This is a genomic window from Kitasatospora sp. NBC_00458, from assembly GCF_036013975.1.
Lineage (GTDB): Bacteria > Actinomycetota > Actinomycetes > Streptomycetales > Streptomycetaceae > Kitasatospora.
Genome location: NZ_CP107904.1, coordinates 3,326,950 through 3,342,590 on the forward strand (window position 1 = coordinate 3,326,950; position 15,641 = coordinate 3,342,590).

The 15,641-nt window shown below is 74.6% G+C and carries 8 protein-coding genes, 2 tRNA genes and 2 pseudogenes; 8 read left to right on the plus strand and 4 right to left on the minus strand.

Annotated elements, in window-relative coordinates; genetic code table 11:
- Nucleotide 1: 1 nt before the first annotated feature.
- A pseudogene (locus OG550_RS13180) lies at nucleotides 2-874 on the plus strand (LysR family transcriptional regulator); the annotation flags it as partial.
- Nucleotides 875-1,212: 338 nt separating this feature from the next.
- On the opposite strand, the gene OG550_RS13185 reads toward OG550_RS13180, so the two are convergent.
- Both OG550_RS13185 and OG550_RS13190 read right to left on the minus strand, forming a co-directional pair.
- On the minus strand, nucleotides 1,213-2,403 hold the full coding sequence (locus OG550_RS13185; protein WP_327677172.1) for a low temperature requirement protein A: 1,191 nt from the start codon (nucleotides 2,401-2,403) through the stop codon (nucleotides 1,213-1,215).
- A gap of 713 nt (nucleotides 2,404-3,116) precedes the next feature.
- Nucleotides 3,117-4,823, minus strand: coding sequence for an ABC transporter family substrate-binding protein (locus OG550_RS13190; protein ID WP_327677174.1), 1,707 nt, complete (start codon nucleotides 4,821-4,823; stop codon nucleotides 3,117-3,119).
- Nucleotides 4,824-5,185: 362 nt separating this feature from the next.
- On the opposite strand from OG550_RS13190, the gene OG550_RS13195 reads away from it, so the two are divergent.
- The 5 genes from OG550_RS13195 to OG550_RS13215 all read left to right on the plus strand — a co-directional run bounded on the left by OG550_RS13195 (nucleotide 5,186) and on the right by OG550_RS13215 (nucleotide 10,565).
- Nucleotides 5,186-6,166 carry an ABC transporter permease gene (locus OG550_RS13195; RefSeq protein WP_327677176.1) on the plus strand — a complete coding sequence of 327 codons (981 nt, stop codon included), beginning with the start codon at nucleotides 5,186-5,188 and terminating at the stop codon, nucleotides 6,164-6,166.
- 112 nt (nucleotides 6,167-6,278) lie between these two features.
- Nucleotides 6,279-7,205, plus strand: coding sequence for an ABC transporter permease (locus tag OG550_RS13200; protein WP_327683850.1), 927 nt, complete (start codon nucleotides 6,279-6,281; stop codon nucleotides 7,203-7,205).
- A gap of 57 nt (nucleotides 7,206-7,262) precedes the next feature.
- Nucleotides 7,263-9,401 (plus strand): ABC transporter ATP-binding protein, encoded by a 2,139-nt coding sequence (locus OG550_RS13205; protein ID WP_327683851.1) that lies wholly within the window; start codon nucleotides 7,263-7,265, stop codon nucleotides 9,399-9,401.
- Between the two features lie 157 nt (nucleotides 9,402-9,558).
- A tRNA-Lys gene (locus OG550_RS13210) sits at nucleotides 9,559-9,632 on the plus strand.
- 249 nt (nucleotides 9,633-9,881) lie between these two features.
- On the plus strand, nucleotides 9,882-10,565 hold the full coding sequence (locus tag OG550_RS13215; protein WP_327677178.1) for a GOLPH3/VPS74 family protein: 684 nt from the start codon (nucleotides 9,882-9,884) through the stop codon (nucleotides 10,563-10,565).
- 55 nt (nucleotides 10,566-10,620) lie between these two features.
- Here the strand turns inward: OG550_RS13215 and OG550_RS13220 are convergent, their stop codons facing one another.
- Nucleotides 10,621-11,556 (minus strand): alpha/beta fold hydrolase, encoded by a 936-nt coding sequence (locus tag OG550_RS13220; RefSeq protein WP_327677180.1) that lies wholly within the window; start codon nucleotides 11,554-11,556, stop codon nucleotides 10,621-10,623.
- 224 nt (nucleotides 11,557-11,780) lie between these two features.
- Nucleotides 11,781-12,626: pseudogene (locus OG550_RS13225) on the minus strand (DUF998 domain-containing protein); the annotation flags it as partial.
- Between the two features lie 124 nt (nucleotides 12,627-12,750).
- On the opposite strand from OG550_RS13225, the gene OG550_RS13235 reads away from it, so the two are divergent.
- Nucleotides 12,751-12,824: transfer RNA gene (locus tag OG550_RS13235), tRNA-Lys, on the plus strand.
- Between the two features lie 244 nt (nucleotides 12,825-13,068).
- On the plus strand, nucleotides 13,069-15,552 hold the full coding sequence (locus OG550_RS13240) for a transglycosylase domain-containing protein (protein ID WP_327677182.1): 2,484 nt from the start codon (nucleotides 13,069-13,071) through the stop codon (nucleotides 15,550-15,552).
- Nucleotides 15,553-15,641: the final 89 nt, after the last annotated feature.

The window sequence follows — 15,641 nt, forward strand, 5'->3', positions numbered from 1 at the left end:
CATGTCCCTGGCGTTGCGCCGTTTCGGCCGTTACGCTCCCGATGTGGAGCTCGACGTGAGACACCTCCGGGTGCTGTGCGCCATCGCCGACACCGGCAGCCTCCGCAAGGCCGCGCTGCAGCTCGGCATGACCCAGCCGTCGCTCACCACCCAGCTGCACCGCATCGAGCGGGCGGTCGGCGGAACGCTGTTCACCCGGGAACAGACCGGCAGTCGGCCCACCGCGCTCGGCCACTCCGTGCTGTCCCGGGCCAGGCCGGTGATCGCCGAGATGGCCGCGCTGGTCGCCGCCGCCCGCCAGGAGGCCCGCGAGACGGCCGGCAGCGAGCGCGCCCGGCGGCTGCGGATCGGCAGCGTCGGCAGCCGGGCGGTGGCCGCCTGGCTGCGCCGGGTGCACGAACGGCTGCCGGAGACCGACACCACCATCCAGATCGACATCTCCGCCAACGCGCTGCTCCGGATGATCGCCGCCGACCAGCTGGACGTCGCCTTCGTGCACGAGAGCGAGGGCTTCCCGCTGCGGCTGCCGCCGGACGCCGAGCACCGGGTGCTGATGGCCCGTGAGCCCCAGTTCGTCGCGCTCGCCGCCGGCCACCCGGCGGCCGCCCGGCCGGTGGTCCGGCTGGCCGACCTCGCCGAGGACACCTGGATGGTGGACCCGACGGCGGACCACGAGTACGCGGCGATGCGCCGGGTGTTCCGCGGCGCCGGGCTCAACCCGCGGGTGGTCCAGGTGCGCGACAACACCACCGCCGCCGAGCTGGTCGCCTCCGGCGAGGCCGTCCGCCCCTGCCAGCCGACCTCCGTCCCCGGGCCCGGCACCGTCGTGCGGCGGCTGCAGGGCGACCCGCTGGCCGTCCGGCTGCTGCTCGTCTGGCGGCCGCGCGCGCTCGGCCTGCCCGCCCGCGAGGCACTGTTCGGGGAGCTGCGGGCGGTCTACCTCGACCTGGCGCAGGCCAGTCCGGTGTACCGCACCTGGCTCGCCGGGCACGACGGGATCCTCCGGGCCCTGCTGGGCCTGTCCTCCGAACAGCCGGACGCAGAACAGCCGGACGCCGGACAACCCCGCGCCGGACAACCCCGCGCCGGACAACCCCGCGCCGGACAACCCCGCGCCGAACCGCCGACCGCCGAACGGCCGCCCGCCGAACGACTCCCCGCGGCCGGGGCGGCGGCGGGCCCGCCCCCTCCCCCGCGCCGCCCGGCCGCCGCTCAGCCCTCCCGGGCGTGCAGCACCACCCCGGTCGCCACGGTCACCGCGCACACCAGGCCGGCCGTCAGGACCCCGGCCCCGCCCGCCGCCGTGCAGGCCAGCACCGCGACGGAGGCGACCGGCAGCAGCGCCTGAGACGCGCCGGTCTTGACGTGCCGGGAGTGCAGCAGCCAGACGGTGAACAGGTAGAGCGCGGTCGGCACGGTCACCGTCGCGGTGGCGGCCGTCTCCGAGACGTGCGCCTTGTGCACGGCCGATTCCACCGCCACCTCCAGCCCGGCGCCGATCGCGGCCGCCGAGCCGAACACCAGGTAGTGGCCGTACCCCCAGAGGAAGGCCTGCCGGTTGCTGCGCAGGATCTCGTGGACCGGCCGGGCGAAGTAGATCCACCAGGCCGAGAAGCAGATCAGCAGACCGCCGCCGGCGACCGGCAGCAGCCGGTCCAGCCCCTCGTGCTCGTCCGCGGCGGACTGCACCGCGATGGTCGCCGCGGCCACCGTCTCGCCGAGCACGATCAGGGTGAACAGGCCGTACCGCTCGGCGATGTGGTGCGGGTGCCAGGACGTCCGCAGCCGCAGTTCGGCGATCACCGGCACCGACAGCTCGGCCGCGATGCCGAGCGGGATCAGCACCACCCGGGCCCCGTCCGGCAGCACCAGCATCACCACCCAGGCGACCTGGCAGAGCGTGATCCCCACCGCGTACCGCAGCGCCACGCCGCGTGCCTGGCCCTCCTCGCTGACCGCCGCGCGCAGCCACTGGGTGACCATGGCCAGCCGCATCACCACGTACCCGACGACCGAGAGCACCAGGTCCTGGTCGGCGAAGATCCGGGGGACGCCGGCCGCGAGGATCAGCACGCCGGCGATCTGGACCAGCGTGGTGACCCGGTACGGGACGTCGTCGCAGTCGTAGGCCGAGGCGAACCAGGTGAAGTTCATCCAGGCCCACCAGATCGCGAAGAACGCGAAGGCGTAGCCGGTCAGGCCGTCGCCCCAGTGGCCCGCGGCGAGGTCGTGGGCGAGCTCCCGGCCGGCCTGGCCGACCGCGACCACGAAGCAGAGGTCGAAGAAGAGCTCCAGCGGGGTGGCGACCCGGTGTGGCTCGTCCCGGCTGCGCGGGACCATCCGGCGCACCGGGCGCGGGTCGACGTGGTGCGGGCGGGGTGCTGCGGCGGAATCGCTGGTCATCGGCGGTCTCCGGGCTCCGGACGGGCGGGCGGGGCTGTACCCGCCGCATCCTGGCAGCGGCCCGGGCGGCACGCACGCACCGGCGCGCACCCGCCGGCACGCACCCGCCGGCGCGGTCGCCGTACGGCGGTCGGCGGCATCCCCGACCGCCGCGTCTCCGCCCCGCCTCCGCCGCGCGACCCGCCCCGGGACCCGTCCCGGAACCCCCGCGCCGGGCCCCGCGATTGCGCCGGATAGGTCCGATTTGCCGTGTCGTCAGCCAGAGTTGACGCTCCGGTGCGCGAACCGGGTGACAGCGCGGCGGGTTTCCGGGCGCGCCAGCCCCGTACGGCACGGCGGCCCGGATCGCCCCGCTAGATTCTTCCCCGGTTGGAAGCGGGCGGGTCCTGGCGGACCCACGACACGGGCGGCCTGCGGGCATCGCGGAAGGTCAAGGCCGGTGGCAGGACAGCGGGGGCGGCAGAGCCGGTCCCCCCGTGTCCGCACCACCGGCCTCGTGATCACCGCGCTGCTCGCCAGCGCCTGCCGTGCGGTACGCGCCTCCCGTGCGGTGCGCGCGTGCCGGGCCTTCCGCGCCGCCGGCGTCCACCACGCCGGCCGCGCCTCCCGCACCGCCCGCGCCTCCCGTCCGGTCCGCGGCCGCCCTGCGGCGGTTCCCGCGGCGGCTCCCGCGGCGGCTCCCGCGGCTCCTGCGGCGCCCCCTGCGCCCGGGGCTACTTCTCCCAGCCGATCTTGGCGTAGTCCAGGCTCGCCAGGCCGAAGGCGCCGTAGTTGGCCAGGCCCTTGCGGGTCGCCAGCACGGTCGGCCGCTGGTACAGCTCGACGGTGTGGCCGAGTTCCCAGATCTTGGCGTCCGCCTGGTTGTAGAGCTTCGCGGCCTCCACCGGGTCGATCGTGCCGGCCGCCTTCTTCAGCAGCCCGTCGATCTCCTCGCTGCCGAGCTTGGAGTAGTTCCCGAAGACGTTGTCCCCCTGCGGCAGACGGAAGTTCAGCAGGCTGCTGGAGAGCGGGAACGAGTCGGTGTTGCGCCAGCTGGCGATGTCGAACTTGCCCGGGTTGACGTACTTGGTGAAGAAGTCGTTCGACGCGACCTTGTCCAGCTCCACCTTGACGCCGGCCGCCAGCCACATCGCCTGGGCGGCGGTCGCGAGGTCGAGCTGGGCCTGCGTGGTGGCCTCGTTGACCACCCAGTGGAGGGTCAGCGACTGGCCGTCCTTGGTGCGCGGCTGGCCGCTGCCGGCCTCCTTCCACCCCGCCTCGTCGAGCAGCTTCTTAGCCGCCGGCACGTCGAACTTGGCCCACTCTCCCGAGTTGTCCTGGTACCCGGTCTGGTTGGGCATGAAGATGTGGTTGCCGAGCGGCTTGAACTCCACCGGGACGCCGTTGTTGGCGATCTTGATGAGCGAGCTGCGGTCCAGCGCCTTGCCGAGCGCCTGACGGACCTTCCGGTCGGCCAGCGCGCCGCCGCCGCCGAACGAGATGTGCACCTCGTCCCACGGGCTGGCCGCCCGGATCACGGTGTCCTTGGCGTCCTTGAGCTGCCCGTACGCGGTGGCGGTGCCGGCCGTGGCGGAGTCGATCTCGTTGTTGAGGAAGGACTGGGTGGTGGCCGACTGCGACATCACCCGGAAGGTGATCTTCTCCGCCTTCGGCCTGGTGCCCCACCAGGCCGGGTCCGGGACCAGCGTGATGGTCTGCGCGGTCTTGTCCGCCGTGCCGATCTTCAGCGCGCCGGCGGTGATCGGGATCTTGTCCACCCAGCCCTTGTTGAAGTCGTCCGCGGAGGCGATCCCGGCGGCCGGGATCAGCGGGCGGAAGAGGTTCTGCCAGTCCGCGTAGGGCTCCGAGAAGGTCACCTTGACCTCGGCCGGGTCCGCCCCCTGCTCGACGGCGGAGATCTGCTCGTAGCCGGAGGAGTCGGCGATGTTGTAGCCGTCCTTCTTGCCGTTGCTGGCCTCCCAGTCGGCCTTGAAGTCCAGGTAGCTCAGCGGCTTCCCGTCGGACCACTTCGCCTTCGGGTTGAGCTTGTAGGTCACCACCTGCGGGGAGGCCGAGGTGACCTTGGCGTCCACCAGGTAGTCCGGCGACGGCTTGAAGGTGCCGGCCTCGTCCGTGGTGAAGAGGTTCGGCTCCAGGGCCCGCATGATCTCGACCGCGTCGCCGTACCGGCCGTCCACCTGGAACGGGTTCCACTGGGTGATCCACTGGTACAGCGGGAGCCTGACCTCGCCGCCGTCGCGGACCTGGTCCGCCGGCTTGGCGTTGATGTCGATGGAGCCCTGCCCCGGCGCCTCGCTCTTGACCGCGGTGTCGGCGGAGCCTCCGCCGCCCGAGCTGCACGCGGTGGCGGCGAGGGCGACGGCGAGGGCGAGTGCGGCAGCGCGGCCGATCCGGCGTGCTGGCGTGGCGAGAGCGTCCATGAGGGTTCCCCCCGTGATGTCCGGCTAGTGGTGAGAGTTGTGCGTCGCGAGGTGTGGCGAGGCTTGAGCGTGGGCAGCCAAGTCGGTGCCGGCGGAGCGAAGGTAACAGCCGATCAGAACCAGTACCAGGGGGCACCGTTCACACCTGACCCAACCGAAACGCGGCGCAACACCGCCGCAACACCCCGGCCGCGCGCCGGTGCAACACTCTGACCTGCGGTTTCCTGACCACCGCCAGGTCCCGCCCCGTCGACCCCGCTCATCGCCCCTCCCAGCGGTCCGTACCCGGGCCCACCGACCGAAGGCCACCCACCGATGCCCACCAGACGCGTCGGCCCCGCCCCGACCCCGGGCGGCCGTTGATGCTCCGCTACCTGACGAAGCGGCTCGCCTACTACGCGCTCCTACTGGTGGCCGCCGTCTTCCTGGCGTACGCGCTCTCCGCGACCGCCCTCCAGCCGCGCACCTACTTCGAGGCGAAGGTCCCGCGCCCCAGCGCCGCCTCGGTCGAACGCCAGCTCACCGCCCTCAACCTGAACGACCGCACCCCGGTCGTCGAACGGTTCGGCCGCTGGGCCGGCGACCTGCTCCACGGCGACCTCGGCCGCACCATCCACGACACCCCGGTGATCGACGACTTCCGCCGCCGGATCTGGGTCTCGCTGCGGCTGCTGCTGATCGGCAGCCTGCTCGGCATGGTGCTCGGCGTCGCCGCGGGCGCCTGGAGCGCGGTCCGCCAGTACCGGATCTCCGACCGGCTGCTCACCCTCGCCTCCTTCGTCCTGCTCTCCACCCCGGTCTTCCTGGTCGCCCTCTTCCTCAAGAACGGCGCCATCGCCGCCAAGGACGCCGTCGGCCACGAGGTCGTCCCCTTCACCGGCTACGAGACCCCCGGCCTCACCGGCGGACTCGGCACCCACCTCGCCGACTGGGCGCTGCACCTGCTGCTGCCCACGCTCTCGCTGGCACTCGGCGGCCTCGCCACCTACAGCCGCTACCAGCGCGGCACCATGCTCGACGTGCTCGGCTCCGACTACCTGCGCACCGCCGAGGCCAAGGGCCTCACCCGCAACCGCGCACTGCTCAAGCACGGGCTGCGGACCGCCGTCATCCCGATGTCGACGATGTTCGCCTACAGCTTCCTCGGCATCTTCACCGGCGCCGCCTTCACCGAGACCATCTTCGGCTGGCACGGCATGGGCGAATGGTTCATCCAGTCCATCAACGAGCAGGACGTCAACGCGGTCGTCGCGGTCAACCTCTTCGCCGCCGTCGTGGTGCTCGCCTCCGGCTTCCTCGCCGACACCCTGCACGCCGCCCTCGACCCGCGCGTGCGGTCCTGACCGGAGGAGAGCCCCTGTGACCGCCGCGACCGCGGAGCCCGTCGAGCCCACCGGCCCCGTCCCGCCCGCAGAACCCGCCCCGCCCGCCACCGCGTCCGCGGCGCTCCCCGAGGTGACCGGCCGGGGCCGGCTCGTCCTCACCCGCCTGCTGGCCGCCCGCTGGGCGGTGGCCGGCGCCGTCGTCGTCCTGCTGCTGTTCGCCCTCGCCTTCGGCGGCCAGTACCTCACCCCCTGGGACTACGCCGCCCCCGACTACACGGCACTGCGCCAACCACCCTCCGGCACGCACTGGTTCGGCACCAACGGGGTGGGCCAGGACGTCTTCGCGCAGACCGTCCGCGGCCTGCAGAAGTCGCTGGTCATCGGCCTGCTGGTCGCCCTCTTCTCGACCGTGCTGGCCTCCCTGGTCGGCGCCTGCGCCGGATACTTCGGGGGCTGGGCCGACCGGGTCCTGATGTTCCTGGTCGACCTGATGCTGGTCTTCCCGGCCTTCCTCGTCATCACGATCATCTCGCCCCGGCTCAAGGGCGCGGGCTGGCTCGCCTTCGTCCTGCTGCTCGCCCTGTTCAACTGGATGATCACCGCCCGGGTGGTCCGCTCGATGACCGTCTCCCTGCGCGAGCGGGAGTTCGTCCGCGCCGCGCAGTTCATGGGCGTCCACCCGCTGCGGATCATCACCCGGCACGTCCTCCCGAACGTCGCCTCCTTCCTCATCATCGACGCCACCATCACGGTCGGCGGCGCCGTGATGAGCGAGACGGCGCTCTCCTACTTCGGCTTCGGCGTGAAGGCGCCCGACGTCTCGCTCGGCACCCTGCTCGCCGCCGGCACCAGCGAGGCACCCGTCTTCCCCTGGCTCTTCTACTTCGCGGCCGGGCTGCTGGTGCTCTTCGTCCTGGCCGTCAACCTGATCGGGGACGGACTGCGCGACGCCCTCGACCCGACCTCCGAGGCCGCCCGGCGACCCCGGCGCACCGACCGATCCCGGCGCTCCGACCGCCCCCGGCGCTCCGACCGCAGGAAGCAGGCCCGCACGTGACCACCACCGTCGAGACCCCGCCCCCCCGGCGCGGCCGCGCCCGCACCCGCCGAGCCGCTGCTGGCCGTCCGGGACCTGCGCGTCGACTTCACCGGTCCGCGCGGCAGCGCCCCCGTCCCCGCCGTCCGCGGCGTCGACCTCACCCTGCGGCGTGGCGAGACCCTCGGCATCGTCGGCGAGTCCGGCTCCGGCAAGTCGGTCACCGCGCTCGCCGTGCTCGGTCTGCTGCCCGGCACCGCCCGCGTCCGGGGCTCGGTCCGGCTGGACGGACGCGAACTGGTCGGCCTGCCCGGGCGGGAGCTGGCCGCCGTCCGCGGCCGACGGATCGCCATGGTCTTCCAGGACCCGCTCTCCGCCTTCACCCCCGTGTACCGGATCGGCGACCAGATCGTCGAGGCGCTCCGCATCCACCAGTCCCTCGACCGGACCGCCGCCCGCGCACGGGCCGCCGAACTGCTCGACCTGGTCGGCATCCCGGCGCCCGACCGCGCCCTCGACAGCTTCCCGCACGAGTTCTCCGGCGGCATGCGGCAGCGCGCGATGATCGCCATGGCCATCGCCAACGACCCCGACGTACTGCTCGCCGACGAACCCACCACCGCCCTCGACGTCACCATCCAGGCGCAGGTCCTCGACGTGCTGCGCACCGCCCAGCGCGAGACCGGCGCCGCCCTGGTCCTGGTCAGCCACGACCTCGGCGTGATCGCCGGGATGGCCGACCGGGTCGCGGTCATGTACGCGGGCCGGGTGGTCGAGACGACGGGGGTCGACGAACTGTTCGCCGCGCCCCGCCACCCGTACACGCTCGGACTGATCGGCGCGGTGCCCCGGCTCGACGGGCGCGGCGGGCCGCTGGTGCCGATACCCGGCACCCCCGCGCCGATGGCCGAGCTGCCGGCCGGCTGCCCGTTCGCGGTGCGCTGCCCGCTGGTCGAGGACCGCTGCCGGACGGCGGAGCCGCCGCTGGCGGAGGCGGGCACGGAGCCGGAGCAGGACTCGGCGGCGGCTCGGGCCACCGCGGCCGAGGGGGCCGCGGAGACCGCTGCAGCCGTCGCGACCGCTGCGACCGCCGGGCACCTCGCCGCCTGCGTCCGCGCCGGCGAACTGGCCGCACGGCGCCCCGCCCCGGCCGAGGTCTACCCGGTGCCCGCCCTCCCGCCGCCGGCCGTCGACCGGCCCCCGCGCGAGGAGCGCGCCCCGGTCCTCGACGTCGCCGGGCTCACCAAGACCTTCCCGCTGCTCAAGGGCTCCGTGTTCAAGCGCCGGATCGGCTCGGTGCACGCGGTGGACGGCGTCGACCTGTCGATCCGGGAGGGCGAGACGCTCGGGCTGGTCGGCGAGTCCGGCTCCGGCAAGTCCACCACCCTGTTCGAACTGCTGCGCCTCGCCGCCCCCGAGTCCGGCCGGATCGAGCTGCTCGGCCGCGACACCGCCGCGCTCTCCCGCGCCGAGGCCCACCGGATGCGCTCCCGGCTGCAGATCGTCTTCCAGGACCCGATGGCCAGCCTCGACCCCCGGATGCCGGTCGGCGACATCGTGGCCGAACCGCTGCGCGCCCAGCGGGCCGCCAAGGACGAGATCGCCCGCCGGGTCCCCGAACTGCTCCGCCAGGTCGGCCTCGACCCCGCCCACACCGTCCGCTACCCGCACCAGTTCTCCGGCGGGCAGCGCCAGCGGATCTCGATCGCCCGCGCGCTGGCCGTCCGGCCGAAGCTGCTGGTGCTCGACGAGCCGGTCTCCGCCCTGGACGTCTCCATCCAGGCCGGTGTGCTCAACCTGCTCCAGTCGCTCAAGGCGGAACTGGGCCTCTCCTACCTCTTCGTCTCGCACGACCTCTCGGTGATCCGGCACCTCGCCGACCGGGTCAGCGTCATGTACCTGGGCCGGACGGTCGAGGAGGGCGAGGTGTCCGCCGTCTTCGACCGCCCGCGCCACCCCTACACCCACGCCCTGCTCTCCGCCGTCCCGCTGCCTGACCCGGCCGCCGAACGCTCCCGGTCCCGCATCCTGCTCGCCGGCGACCCGCCGTCCCCCACCGCCCGGCGCACCGGCTGCCCGTTCCGCACCCGCTGCCCCGTCCACGCCGGGCTCACCGACGCGGCCGAACGCGCCCGCTGCGAGACCGAGGCCCCAGCACTGGCCGGGCCCGCGCCGGACACCGACCACCGGGCGGCCTGCCACTTCCCGGAGCGGTAGGGCGGCCCGGGGCGGTAGGGCGGCCCGGGAGGTGGGCCGAGCGCCCGCGGGGCGCACCGGCAGGCGCGGACGACCCGCGAGCGGTCACGATGGGTGACCGTGCGGTGGCGATTCGGCGGATCGGGCCGACTGCGTGTAATGTCTTCCGGGTCAGCAGGCGCCGCTAGCTCAGTTGGTTAGAGCAGCTGACTCTTAATCAGCGGGTCCGGGGTTCGAGTCCCTGGCGGCGCACAGACAGCCGGAAGGCCCTTCGCGAGAGCGGGGGGCCTTCCGGCGTTCTCGGGCACCGTTGCCCCACCGCTCCGCCGCACCGCGCCCCGTCGCGCCCGCCCGCCCATCCGCCCGCCCGCCGGGATCTCGGCGCCCGGATCCGGGTGTCCGGATTCCGGCACACCCGCACCACCGCAGCGGATAGCTTGGGGACCGCTGTCCCCGCCGTGCGACACACGTTCGCACGGGCCCATCGGAGGTGCTGTCGCCATGGCTCCGCTCGACTCCGGCCCCCGCGGCCGACGCTCGATACCCGAGGAACTGGTCCTGCTCTGCACCGACCCGGCGCAGGGCACCCTGCGGGTCTCGACCGCCGCCTTCTACCGGGTCCTCGCGGGCGGTGTGCTCGCCGACCTGCTGCTGGCCGGCGGGGTGACCGTCGAGGACCGGCGGATCACCGCGTTCCAGCCGCTGGGGGCGTCCGACGAGATCACCGCCGGAGTGCTGGCCCGGCTGGCGGAGGCGGGCAAGCGGCGGTACCGGCTCGGGCTGGACCACGTCCTGCGGCAGGTGCCCCGCAAGGAGTCCGTCGAGCACTTCCGCGCGCGGCTCGTCGCCGACGGCGCGATGACCGTCGAACGCCGCAGGCTCCTCCTCATCCCCTACCGCGCCCACCTGCCGGTGCCGCCCACCGCCGGACAGGACATCGCCGACCGGATCGCCGCCCTCCTGACCCGCCTGGAGACCGGGGCCGGCGGGTCCGGCTCCCGTGCGGCGGACGGGCGGGACCTGCAGCTGGCGGGGCTGGTCGGCGCGGGCCGCTTCGACCGGCGGCTCTTCCCCGGGCCGGAGAACGCCGCGCTCCGCAAGACCCTGCGAAAGGTGGTGAAGGAGCTGCCGGTGGCCCGGTCCGTCCGGCGGCTCGTCGACGCGGACAACTCCAGCGGGGGCTGAGCCGGCCCGCCTCCCCGTGCCCTGTCCGGGCCGGATGTTGCCGTCGGCAGCCTGGTCAGCGGGTCTCCAGGACCGCCGAGGCCACGGCGTCCGGGCGGTCGAACATCAGCAGGTGTCCGGCCGGGGCGGTGGTGCGGAAGTCGGCGCCGAGCAGTACGGCCAGCTCGCGCTGGGCGGCCAGCCACTCCTCGGTCCGGCGGCTGCGGAGGCCGTCGTCGGCGGCGAGCACGGTGACCGGCAGGCCGTCCGGCAGCGGAGCGGTGCGCCGCAGTCCGGCCAGCTCGGCGGCCGTGTCCAGGTAGCGGCCGTTCTCCCGGAGCAGCGCGCGCAGCGAGCGGCCGGTCCGGTAGCAGTGCCGGACCAGGGACACCGGGGCGAGGTCCTCGCGGCGGACCGTCGAGGCCCTGGCCACCACCCGGCGCGCGGTGGGCCCGAGCAGGTACGGCACCGCGACCGCGGTCGCGGCGCCGGCGGCCGCCCTCGACGCGAGGTCCCGCAACGCCGGGGCCGGGCGCGGACGCGGATCCGGTTCCACGCTCGCGTCCAGCAGTACCAGCCCGGCGGTCCGTTCCGGGTACAGCCGGGCGAAGGCCTCGACGTGGAACCCGGCCAGCGAGTGGCCGGCCACCGTGCAGGGCCCGCCCGGCCCCAGCGCGTCCAGCACCGCACGGATCCGGCGTGCCTCCCGCACGGCCGTGGGCAGCGGCCGGGTCGCGGGCTCGGGGGCGCTCAGGCCGTAGCCGGGGCGGTCGAAGCGGATCACGGTGCGGTACGGGGTGAGGAACGGGACGACGAGGTCCCAGTCGAACCAGCTGCTGCCGAGACCGCCGGTGAGCAGGCAGGCCGGGCCCCGGCCCTCGACGCGGACGTGCAGGGGGACGCCGTCGACGCGCAGGAACGCCGGGGTGTCGCCGACCCCCCGGCGCTTCCTGGCCGCCCCGGGCCTGCCGGAACGGGGTCGCCGGGGACCCCGCCCCTCGGGTTCGGTCATACCGGCCCCCTCCCCTCGGGCGGGGCCGCGGGCCCCGTCCCGGCGTCCCGCCCGGACGGGGTGGCGGCGGGGTGGCCGATCGGACGTCCGGGCGCGGTGCCGGGCGCCGGGCCGGGTGGCTTGGCGGGAGGGGGCGCGGCCCGGCCCGAGGAGACGGAGCGGGCGGCTGGCTCACGGGCGGCTGGCTCACGGGCGGCAGACCGGGCCGCGCGGAGCTCGGCGTCCGCCAGCGAGACCGCGAGCAGCCCGAGCCAGAGCGCGACCAGCAGCACCTGGAGCCGCTGACCGGCGCCGAGCGCCCAGGTGCCGCGGCCCGCCTCGAAGGCGGCGATCGCGGTCAGGCTCCAGGCGGTGGCGAGCAGCTCGGCGCCGAGCAGCCACGGCCCGAACCGGCGGACGGGCGGCCACCAGCGGTAGCGCCGGGCCGCGACGGTGAGGGCGGTCAGTCCGGCGAGGGCGCCGACCATGGCCAGGCTGCTGGTCACGGCGTGCGCGGTGTGGGTGGCCGGGACGAGTCCGGCCGTCTCGCGGGCCGCGCACATCTGGTCGCTGGTCGGCGCGCAGCTCAGCGGCAGCCGGGAGTCCGCGGCGGTGGCCGCCCCGAAGAGGGCGAGCGCCGCCCAGCCGGCGGCCGCCCAGGACCGGCGGGGACCCCCGCCCGGGCGGCCCGGCCCCGGGGCGGCTGCCGCGGCCGTGGTCGTGGCCGTGACACCCGTGCCCGTGGCGCCCGCACCGGCGGAGGCCGTCCGCCCGGGGCCGGTGCGGCGGGAGCCGGTGCGGCGGGAGCCGGTGCGGCGGGAGCCGGTGCGGCGGGGCAACCCGTGGAAGGTGAACAGTGCGAGGACGGCGGCCGCCAGTACGGCGAGGCCGGCGACCAGGTCGGTGGCCCGGAAGAGGCCGCCCAGCGGCTGGTCCTCGGCGGCCAGCTCGCTGATGTACGCCTGGACCGGATCGAGGCCGGTGCTGACGACCACCTCCAGGACCCATGCGGTGTAGGCCACCGCGCTGAGCAGCAGCAGGGCCGCGACGGCGAGCCGGGACCGCCGGCGGCCGGGGTGGGGGCTGGGCACGATTCCACCCTAACCGGCGGCAAACTCCTCCCCAACCGGGCGGAAACGGACAGCCCCGGGCCGGTGGCGCCGCAAGCGGTTCGAGGCACCCCCCGGGACCGTGTATTGTTTTCCCCGTCAGCAGGCGCCGCTAGCTCAGTTGGTTAGAGCAGCTGACTCTTAATCAGCGGGTCCGGGGTTCGAGTCCCTGGCGGCGCACAGACACCGGGGAGCCTCTCGCCATCGCGAGGGGCTCTCCGGCTTTTCGCTGCCCATCGACGTCCGATTTGTGTGTGATGTCGGTCTCGCTTCCCGCCGCGGTGGATCCAACCGGCACGTCGGACGCGTTTTGGGCTGTACAACCGGAAAAGGGACAAAGGTCCCCCAATCGCCGACGATCCCGTCTGAGCAGGCCGACACGGTCCCTCCGCCCAGGCGCACGCCCGCAGGAAAGGCCGCCGCTTTGTCCCGAAACGCCCGGAGCGGCACGCAGAGCACCACCGGACGGAACACCGGGCCGGGTACCGGGAGGGCCGGCCGGAAGGCCCGCCGCCCCAAGCGCACCGGCTGGCGCCGGCTGCTCCCCACCTGGCGGATGACGCTGGCCGGCCTCACCACCGCCCTGCTGCTCGGCGTCGGCCTGTTCGCCCTCGGATTCGCCCTGGTGAAGGTGCCGGACGCGCACGCCGCCGCGACCGCCCAGAGCAACACCTGGCTCTACCAGGACGGCTCGGTGATCGCCCGGACCGGCCAGACCAACCGGCAGAACGTCGGCCTCGACAAGGTCTCCCCCGCCGCGCAGCACGCCACGCTGGCCGCCGAGGACCGGAGCTTCTACCACGAGGGCGCCGTCAACATACCCGGCCTGGTCCGCGCCGCCGTCAACACCGCCAAGGGCGAGGGCACCCAGGGCGGCTCCACCATCACCCAGCAGTACGTGAAGAACACCTACCTGAGCCAGAAGCAGTCGGTCACCCGCAAGGTGAAGGAACTCTTCATCGCGATCAAGGTGGACGCCACGGAGAGCAAGGACGAGATCCTCTCCAGCTACCTCAACACCTCGTACTACGGGCGCGGCGCGTACGGCGTCCAGGCGGCCGCCCAGCAGTACTTCGGCGTCGACGCCTCCGCTCTCGACGCGGCCCAGGGCGCCTACCTGGCCGCCCTGCTGAACGCCCCGAGCGCCTACGACGTCGCCACCGCCACCCCCGCGGGCAGGCAGAACGCCGTGAACCGCTGGAACTACGTGCTGGACGGCATGGTGAAGGAGGGCTGGCTCTCCCCCGAGGAGCGGGCCGCCACGACCTTCCCCGAGGTCAGGGACCCGCAGGCGCAGCTCGGCCTCTCCGGCCAGGCCGGCTACCTGGTCAACGCCGCGACCGAGTACCTCACCGCCAACCAGATCATCACCGAGTCCGAACTCGCCAGGGGCGGCTACACGATCAGGCTGACCGTCGACCCGACGCGCCAGCAGGCCCTCCAGGACGCGGTCCAGGCCCAGCTGCACGACACCCTCGACCCGGAGAAGCGGAAGAAGGACGCCGCCGTCCAGCCCGGCGCCGTCTCCGTCGACCCGAAGTCCGGCGCCGTGGTCGCCCTGTACGGCGGTGTCGACTACACCAAGCACTACATCGACAACGCGACCCGGCGGGACTACCAGGCGGGCTCCACCTTCAAGGCCATCGGGCTGGCCGCGGCGCTGGAGAACGACGCCAAGACCCAGTCCGGCCAGACCGTCACCCCCCGCACCGTCTACGACGGCACCAGCGGCCGCAAGGTCCGCGGCGGGAAGGGCACCGCGTACGCGCCGCCGAACGAGGGCGACAAGAGCTACGGCCAGATCACCCTCCAGCAGGCCACCGACTGGTCGGTGAACTCGGCGTTCGCCCAGCTCGCCCAGGACACCGGGCTGTCGAAGGTCCGGGACACCGCGATCGCTCTCGGCCTGCCCGCCGACACCCCGGGGCTCGACCCGGTGTCGTCCATCCCGCTCGGCACCTCCACCCCGAGCGTGCTCGACCTGGCCGGCGTGTACGCCACCCTGGCCAACGACGGCAGGCAGATCACCCCCTGGCTGGTGCAGTCGGTCGACCACGAGGGCGAGGCGCTCCCGCTGCCGGCCCACAAGGTCACCCAGGCGGTCAGCGAGCAGACCGCGCGCGAGGTCACCTCGATGCTGGAGGGCGTCGTCAGCGACCCGGGCGGCACCGGCTGGCGGGCGAAGGCGCTCGGCCGGCCCGCCGCGGGCAAGACCGGCACCACCGACGAGCACAGGTCGGTCTGGTTCGTCGGCTACACCCCGGAGCTGGTGACCTCGGTGGCGCTGTTCGGCCAGGACCCGGCCACCGGCGCCCAGGTCAGCCTCAACGGCACCGGCGGGCTCGACGGCGCGGCGGGCGGCCAGTACCCCGCGCAGATCTGGACCGGCTACATGAAGGCCGCGCTGAAGGGTCAGCCGGTCACCGACTTCACGGCTCCGGCGAACGCCGACGACTCCTCCCCGCGCAGCGGCTCCACGGGTACCCCCACGCCCTCCGCCCCGCCGTCGGGCGGCCCGGAGGCGCCGGCCGTTCCGTCCGGTCCGCCGTCCCCGGCGGCGACCCCGGGCGGCGGGTCGGGGACCACCGGCGGCTCCGGCTCGACGCCGAGCACCGAGCCCACCGGCGGGCCGACCACCGTGCCGACGCCCCCGGGAGGCACCGGCGGCGGCAGCGGCACGGGCGGGTCCGGGTCCGGCGGCGCGACCACGGCTCCCAGCCGGCCGGCGACCCCCCAGCCGACCAGCCGGCCGACCAGGACCCCGGCGCCGACCACCGCGCCGACGACGGGTCCGACCACCGCGCCGACGCCCGCCCCGCAGCCCTCGGGCGGCGCCGGCGGCGGCAGCGGCGGGTCCGGTGCGGACACCGGCGCGAACGCTCTGGCGGGCTCGGGCGCGGCGCAGTAGCGATCGGCGGCGATCGGCGGCGATCGGTGGCGGTCGCCCCGGTCGTGGCGGGGGTGGCCTTGACGGTTGCGGTGGCGGGCCCGCGGTGG

Bases quoted from the DNA above. Each gene is read 5' to 3' on its own strand.
- OG550_RS13185 (WP_327677172.1), bottom strand. From the start codon at position 2,403: ATGACCAGCGATTCCGCCGCAGCACCCCGCCCGCACCACGTCGACCCG.
- OG550_RS13190 (WP_327677174.1), bottom strand. From the start codon at position 4,823: ATGGACGCTCTCGCCACGCCAGCACGCCGGATCGGCCGCGCTGCCGCA.
- OG550_RS13195 (WP_327677176.1), top strand. From the start codon at position 5,186: ATGCTCCGCTACCTGACGAAGCGGCTCGCCTACTACGCGCTCCTACTG.
- OG550_RS13215 (WP_327677178.1), top strand. From the start codon at position 9,882: ATGGCTCCGCTCGACTCCGGCCCCCGCGGCCGACGCTCGATACCCGAG.
- OG550_RS13220 (WP_327677180.1), bottom strand. From the start codon at position 11,556: ATGACCGAACCCGAGGGGCGGGGTCCCCGGCGACCCCGTTCCGGCAGG.